The sequence below is a fragment of the Streptomyces sp. ADI95-17 genome, assembly GCF_003846175.1.
Classification (GTDB): Bacteria; Actinomycetota; Actinomycetes; order Streptomycetales; family Streptomycetaceae; genus Streptomyces; species Streptomyces sanglieri.
The window spans coordinates 1,249,816-1,255,815 of sequence record NZ_ML123044.1 but is presented as its reverse complement, the minus strand read 5'-3'; the positions used below and the strand labels follow the sequence as shown (position 1 = coordinate 1,255,815).

General features: G+C 70.9%; 5 protein-coding genes. 3 read left to right on the top strand and 2 right to left on the bottom strand.

Features of this window, described 5'->3' with window-relative positions; genetic code table 11:
* The 3 genes from EES42_RS05490 to truA all read left to right on the top strand — a co-directional run.
* The coding region (locus tag EES42_RS05490) for a DNA-directed RNA polymerase subunit alpha C-terminal domain-containing protein (RefSeq protein ID WP_277426102.1) at nt 1–194 on the top strand (194 nt) is incomplete at its 5' end.
* A 206-nt stretch (nt 195–400) separates the two neighbouring features.
* Nucleotides 401–901, top strand: a complete 501-nt coding sequence (gene rplQ / locus EES42_RS05485; protein WP_124716932.1) for a 50S ribosomal protein L17 — start codon at nt 401–403, stop codon at nt 899–901.
* Between the two features lie 106 nt (nt 902–1,007).
* Nucleotides 1,008–1,862 (top strand): tRNA pseudouridine(38-40) synthase TruA, encoded by an 855-nt coding sequence (truA, locus tag EES42_RS05480; protein ID WP_124716931.1) that lies wholly within the window; start codon nt 1,008–1,010, stop codon nt 1,860–1,862.
* A gap of 17 nt (nt 1,863–1,879) precedes the next feature.
* On the opposite strand, the gene EES42_RS05475 is transcribed toward truA, so the two are convergent.
* Nucleotides 1,880–4,984, bottom strand: a complete 3,105-nt coding sequence (locus EES42_RS05475; protein ID WP_124716930.1) for a glycosyltransferase family 2 protein — start codon at nt 4,982–4,984, stop codon at nt 1,880–1,882.
* A 152-nt stretch (nt 4,985–5,136) separates the two neighbouring features.
* Nucleotides 5,137–5,991 (bottom strand): hypothetical protein, encoded by an 855-nt coding sequence (locus EES42_RS05470; protein WP_124716929.1) that lies wholly within the window; start codon nt 5,989–5,991, stop codon nt 5,137–5,139.
* Nucleotides 5,992–6,000 lie beyond the last annotated feature (9 nt).

Below are 6,000 nucleotides of genomic sequence, written 5' to 3'. Positions count from 1 at the left end.
CCCGTTCCGAGGCCGACCTGCTCGACATCCGCAACTTCGGTGCGAAGTCGATCGACGAGGTCAAGGCGAAGCTGGCCGGTATGGGCCTCGCGCTGAAGGACTCGCCTCCCGGCTTCGACCCGACCGCCGCCGCCGACGCCTTCGGCGCCGACGACGACGCGGACGCCGGTTTCGTGGAGACCGAGCAGTACTGATTCGCCTCCGGCCGGGGTGCCTGGGTTCTCCTGGGCGCCCCGGACCGGGGTGAGGCTCTGTCCTCAATCGCCGGACGGGCTTGATTTTCGGGCTGGGGCTCGATGTCGAGTGCGTGCGGCTGACGAAGACTTCCGGGCGGCGACCGTCGCACGGGAACTGACACCGGTACCTGATACGGCCGGTGCAGCACACAAGGAGAAAAACCATGCCTCAGCCCGCCAAGGGTGCCCGTCTGGGCGGCAGCGCTGCGCACGAGAAGCTTCTTCTCAACAACCTCGCGAAGTCGCTGTTCGAGCACGGCCGCATCACCACGACCGAGGCCAAGGCCCGCCGCCTGCGTCCGGTCGCCGAGCGTTTCATCACCAAGGCGAAGAAGGGCGACATCCACAACCGTCGCCTGGTGCTGCAGTCGATCACGGACAAGGGCGTCGTCCACACGCTCTTCACCGAGATCGCCCCGCGGTACGAGAACCGCCCCGGTGGTTACACCCGCATCACCAAGATCGGCAACCGTCGTGGCGACAACGCCCCGATGGCGGTCATCGAGCTGGTCGAGGCGCTGACCGTGGCCCAGCAGGCCACCGGTGAGGCCGAGGCCGCGACGAAGCGTGCGGTCAAGGAAGACGCCCTCAAGAAGGACGAGGCTCCGGCCGAGGCCGTCGAGGACGCCAAGCCGGCCGACGACGCCGAGTCGAAGGACGCCTGAGCGTTCTGAGACCACTGGACGGGCCCGCACCACCCTTCGGGGCGGTGCGGGCCCGTTCCGCATGTACCCGCGTGTGCCGCGTGCACCGGTAGAAAAGGACCCATGGGTGAGTGACGAGGTGGAGCCCGGCTTCGTACGGGTGCGGCTGGACCTGGCGTACGACGGCAAGGACTTCTCGGGCTGGGCGAAGCAGACCGCCAGGCGGACCGTCCAGGGCGAGATCGAGGACGCGCTGCGGACCGTGACGCGCTCCTCGCGGACGTACGACCTGACCGTCGCCGGCCGGACCGATGCCGGGGTGCACGCCCGGGGCCAGGTCGCGCACGTGGACCTGCCCGACGAGGTGTGGGCCGAGCACGGCGACAAACTGCTGCGGCGGATGGCCGGACGGATGGCGCCGGACGTGCGGATCTGGCGGATCGCACCGGCCCCCGAGGGCTTCAACGCGCGGTTCTCGGCGCTGTGGCGTCGCTACGCCTACCGCGTCGCCGACCGTCCCGGCGGGGTGGATCCGCTGTTGCGCGGTCATGTGCTGTGGCACGACCGGCCGTTGGACGTGGACGCCATGAACGAGGCGGCCGCCCGGATGGTCGGCGAGCACGACTTCGCCGCGTACTGCAAGAAGCGCGAGGGTGCGACGACCATCCGTACGCTGCAGAAGCTGAGCTGGGTCCGGGACGGGGCGAGCGGCATCATGACGGCGACCGTGCAGGCGGACGCGTTCTGCCACAACATGGTCCGCGCGCTGATCGGCGCCGCGCTCTTCGTGGGCGACGGGCGCCGCCCCGCCGAGTGGCCCGCCCAGGTGCTCGCGGCCCGCGTCCGCGACCCCGGCGTCCACGTGGTGCGTCCGCACGGACTGACACTGGAGGAAGTGGCCTACCCCGCCGACGAGTTGCTGGCCGCCCGCGCCCGGGAGGCGCGCAATGTGCGGACGCTTCCCGGGGGCGGATGCTGCTGAGGGCCGCGGCGCGGCCGTCAGCGCTTGCGTACGATCCGGGCGACCCGGCCGAGCAGGCGCGACCCGCGGGGCCGGGGCGCGGCGGCGGCCGGCTTCGGCGGCTCGGGGACTTCGACGCGCAGCGACAGGTCGCGGTGCGGATTGGTCCAGTACGGGGTGATGCGGAGGGCCTGCTCGGTGGGGTGCGCCACGGCGGTGAGCTGTGCGGGGACCTCGGGTGCGCGTACCTTGCCCAGGCGGCTGGACTTGGTCCAGCCGAGCGCGTTGAGGCGTACGGACAGGTCCCAGACGCCTCGGCCGAGCGGTGAACCGGCGACCGCGCGGGCGGGATCCAGTCCGGTGGAGCCGGTCACCTCCAGGCCGCCGTTGCCGCGGACGACGGTGCTCTCCGTGACCAGGCGGTACTCGGCGCCGCTGCCGCGCTCTCGCAGGACCAGGACCACGGACGCCTTGTCCGGGGAGGCGCCGCCGGTGAGCGGTTCGGCCGCGAAGCGATCGAGGAGGGGCCGGGGGAGGCCCGTCGGGGTGAGGACGTGCCGGTCCCCGTCGTCGCCGTCGTCGGTGGTGACTCCGACCGGGCCGTCGGCGGCGTGCAGCTGGGCGCCGAAGGCGATGTGCATCGTGCCGTCGTCCTGCCACGACAGCTCGGTGAGGGTGGGGCGGCAGGCGATGGAGTTCTCCCACTCGATGAGCCGCACCAGGGAGTCCTGGTCCCCGTCCTCGATCAGGCCGACGGCCACGCGGCGGGAGACCGGAAGGCCCGCCACCGCGGTCTCGGACACCCGGCCGCTCAGTGCCTCGCGGATCTCGTGGAGGACCTCGGTGCGGGCCTCCTCGTCCAGTTCCAGGAACTGTTTGCCGCCGATCCGGTCGAGCACCTCGACGCGCAGCCATCGCCGGTGCAGCCGGTCGCGTGCCGCTCCGGGACCGGCCAGGGTGTCGGCGGTCTCCAGGAGTGCGGGCAGCGCCGCGTAGAACTCGGCGGCCGGCACGGGGGCGGCGGGCCGCTTCGGGCCGTAGTGGTAGCAGACCTGGCTGCCGAGTACGGAGGCGTGGCCCGCCCGCAGATACGCCTGTGCGGTGAACAGCTGCTCGGACAGCGGGTGTCGGTCCTCCGGGAAACGGAGGGCGTGCTCGGTGAGGAAGGCCCGGTCGAAGAGCTTGTTGGCGGTGAGGCTGTCGGCGAGGGGGTCCTTGGCGAGCGTTGCCCGGGGCCGGTCCCGTACGAAGAGTTCGCGCGGCAGGGCACGGTCCTTGCCGGCGAGCTTGCCGACGACGATGTCGGCGTCGTGCTCCAAGCCGTAGTCGTACATCCGCCGCAGCGCCTCGGGGGCGAGACGGTCGCCGGGCTCCATGAACAGCACGTACTGGCCGGTGGCCGCGTCGATTCCGGTGTTGCGGGACGCGGCGTCGCTCGTGGGGAGCACCTCTCCGTCGCCGTCTCCGACGAGGACGACGTCGATGTCGTGGGCGGGCAGCGTCTGGGCGGTGAGCGAGTCGAGCGTTTCCCGGAGGGACTCCGGCGCGGCCTCATGGGTGGGGACGACGACGCTGACCTTGGGCGGGCGGAGCGCGGGGGTGTCGTCGGTGGCGCGTACGACGAGGGTGAGGCCGGTGTCGGTGTGGGCGGGGGTGATCCTGTGACCGGCGAGGATCTGCGGGGCGGGGACCGGGAGGCCGGCGGCCGGGGTGGCTTCGCCGAGTTCCGCGTACCGGTCGAGGCCGGCTCCGGACAGCCGGACCTGGACCTGCCACCGGCCCTCCCCGAGCGGTCCGCCACCCGCGGCACGCCGCGGGTCGATCGTCACGGTCCCGGTGACGAGGGGGCGTACGAGGATGTTGCCGTCGGCGCCGCGTTCTTCCTCAAGGACGAGGGACGTCCGGTGCGGGAGGACCCACACATGTGCGGTCTCCGTGTGGCGCAGCAGCACATCGACCTTGAAGGTCTTCAACTCGGGTGTCACGTCGACGGGTTCGTCGACGATGCCGTCCGTCAGGTACGGCGCGAGGAAGTGCCGGTCGCCGTCGCGGGAGAGTACGAGCCCGGAGCCGTCGGGTCTCTCTTCGAAGCGCGCGGTGAACGCGACCTTGAGCCGGTCGCGGTTCCAGGTCGCGGACTCCGCCGTGCACCGGGCCTTGAGGTCCGTCTGGCGGAGGGTGAACTCATCGAGTTCTCCGGGCCGGTTCTGCCGCAGCAGCGTGGAACGGACCCGCAGGAGCGGGGCCAGGCCGTCGTGCATTGCGTCGGTGACGAATTCCTCGGCCAGCTCGCGCACCGCCTCGAACGGGTCGCCGTCGAACCGGGGGTCCATGAGAGCGCCACGCGCCGGTACGCCGAGCCTGGACAGCATCTCCACCCGGTAGAAACGGCGGAGAAGGCGGTCGCGATCGGCCCCGGGTTCGGTGCCCGCGACCACGGTCGCCATGATCTGGCGCAGATTTCCGTAGTACCAGCGCGGGTCCATGAGCGCGGTGCCGGCGTTCTCCTCGTCCTCGCGCGCCCAGTACGAGTACGTGACGTAGTCGCCCACCACCGAGACGACGGACGCCTTGAGATAGCAGCGGACCATGAAGAGCTGGTCCTCCAGGATCCAAGGACCCTCGGGGTGTACGATGCCCTGCTTGCGCAGGAATGCGGTGCGGAACATCTTGTGCGGCGTCAGGCTGTCGATCAGCGGCGCGTTCCGGACGGTGCAGGACTCGCGGGTCCGGCTCATCAGGCCGTAGGGAACCCCGCGGCTGCGGAAGTTGCTCGCGACCTTCCCGATGACGATGTCGGAACCGTTGCGCTGTCCCATGGCGTAGAGCCGCTCAAGTGCTTCGGGTGCCATGCGGTCGTCGTGGTCGGCGAACTGCACGTACTCACCGTTGGCCTGCTCGACGCCGATGTTGCGGGGCCTGCCCGGCCACCCGGAGTTCGGGATGCGGGTCATTCGGAAGTGGTCGTGCTCGCCGACCAGGGCCTCCAGCCGCGCGGGTGTGTCGTCGGTCGAACCGTCGTCGACGAAGAGCACCTCGAACTCGTCCGCGGGCAGCGTCTGCCGCAGCATCGAATCGACCAGTGCTTCGATGTGGCTCCCCGAGTTGTACGTCGGGACCACCACCGTGACCTTGACCGCCATCCCACCCCACGCCTTCAGCTACACAGGACCGTCACTTCGGACCCGCAGACCCTACACAGGTGGGCTCGGAGGGGTCGCCACGAAGTCACCGTGGCGCAGCACGCGGGGAAGAGTGAGGAGGAACGGAAGTCGGACGGGATCCCCGGCCTGGGTCAGGAAGCGGGGGCGGTGGCGGCCGCCGAGGCCTGGAGTTCGCCGCGGCGGTGGATCTGCCGGAACGTGAAGTTCGTCAGGTCGTTGCCGGTGGTGTAGACGTTCTTGTCGGCCGTGGTGACGCTCTTGCCGCTGGTGAACCCGCTGATGGCGAAGTAGGCGTAACGGCCGTAGGAGTTGGCGGTGCGGCGGCAGACCGAACCGGCGGGGCAGAAGGCCGGCACGCCCGAGCCGCTCAGCGTGGCGACGCTGCCGCTCGCCTGCCGGGCCGCCTTCTTGGCCTGGGCCTCCGTCGGGAAGACCGCGAGGCCGACGGTGACGGCGACGCCGTCCTTGCTGTAGGTGGCCCGGATCACCTGGTCGCAGCCGTTGTTCACTAGGACGGAGCCGAGCGCGCCCTTCGTGGTCGCGGCGCAGTTCTTCGTCTGCTGCGTCGCGCCCTTGGCGTAGACGCGGTCGCCCATTGTCAGCTTCTTGCCGGGGAAGAAGGCGTCGACGGTGATCGGCGCCCGGTCCTTCTTGGCGTCGGAGATGTAGTCCTTCGGGTTCGGCGGGGGCGGCGGCGCCACCGAGGAGAAGGAGGGTCCGGGCTCGGCGGTCTCGCTCGGCAGGTCGCTCGGCGCGGGCAGTTCGCTCGCGTTCTTGCCGGAGCCGGTGGGACTGTTGTTCTTGTTGGCCGAGATGACGGCGGTGGCCACGATCGCGCCGATCGCCGCGGTGGCGAGCACGCCGCCGCCGATCAGCAGCCACCTCTTGCGCCGTTTGCGCGCGGCGGACTCGTCGGCCAGCGCTGCCCAGTCCGGAGTCTGTGTGCCCCCGGGCCCCCAGGAGGGCCCCCCTTGCCCAAAGCTCATGCCGCGATC

Bases quoted from the DNA above. Each gene is read 5' to 3' on its own strand.
- rplQ (WP_124716932.1), top strand. From the start codon at position 401: ATGCCTCAGCCCGCCAAGGGTGCCCGTCTGGGCGGCAGCGCTGCGCAC.
- EES42_RS05475 (WP_124716930.1), bottom strand. From the start codon at position 4,984: ATGGCGGTCAAGGTCACGGTGGTGGTCCCGACGTACAACTCGGGGAGC.
- EES42_RS05470 (WP_124716929.1), bottom strand. From the start codon at position 5,991: ATGAGCTTTGGGCAAGGGGGGCCCTCCTGGGGGCCCGGGGGCACACAG.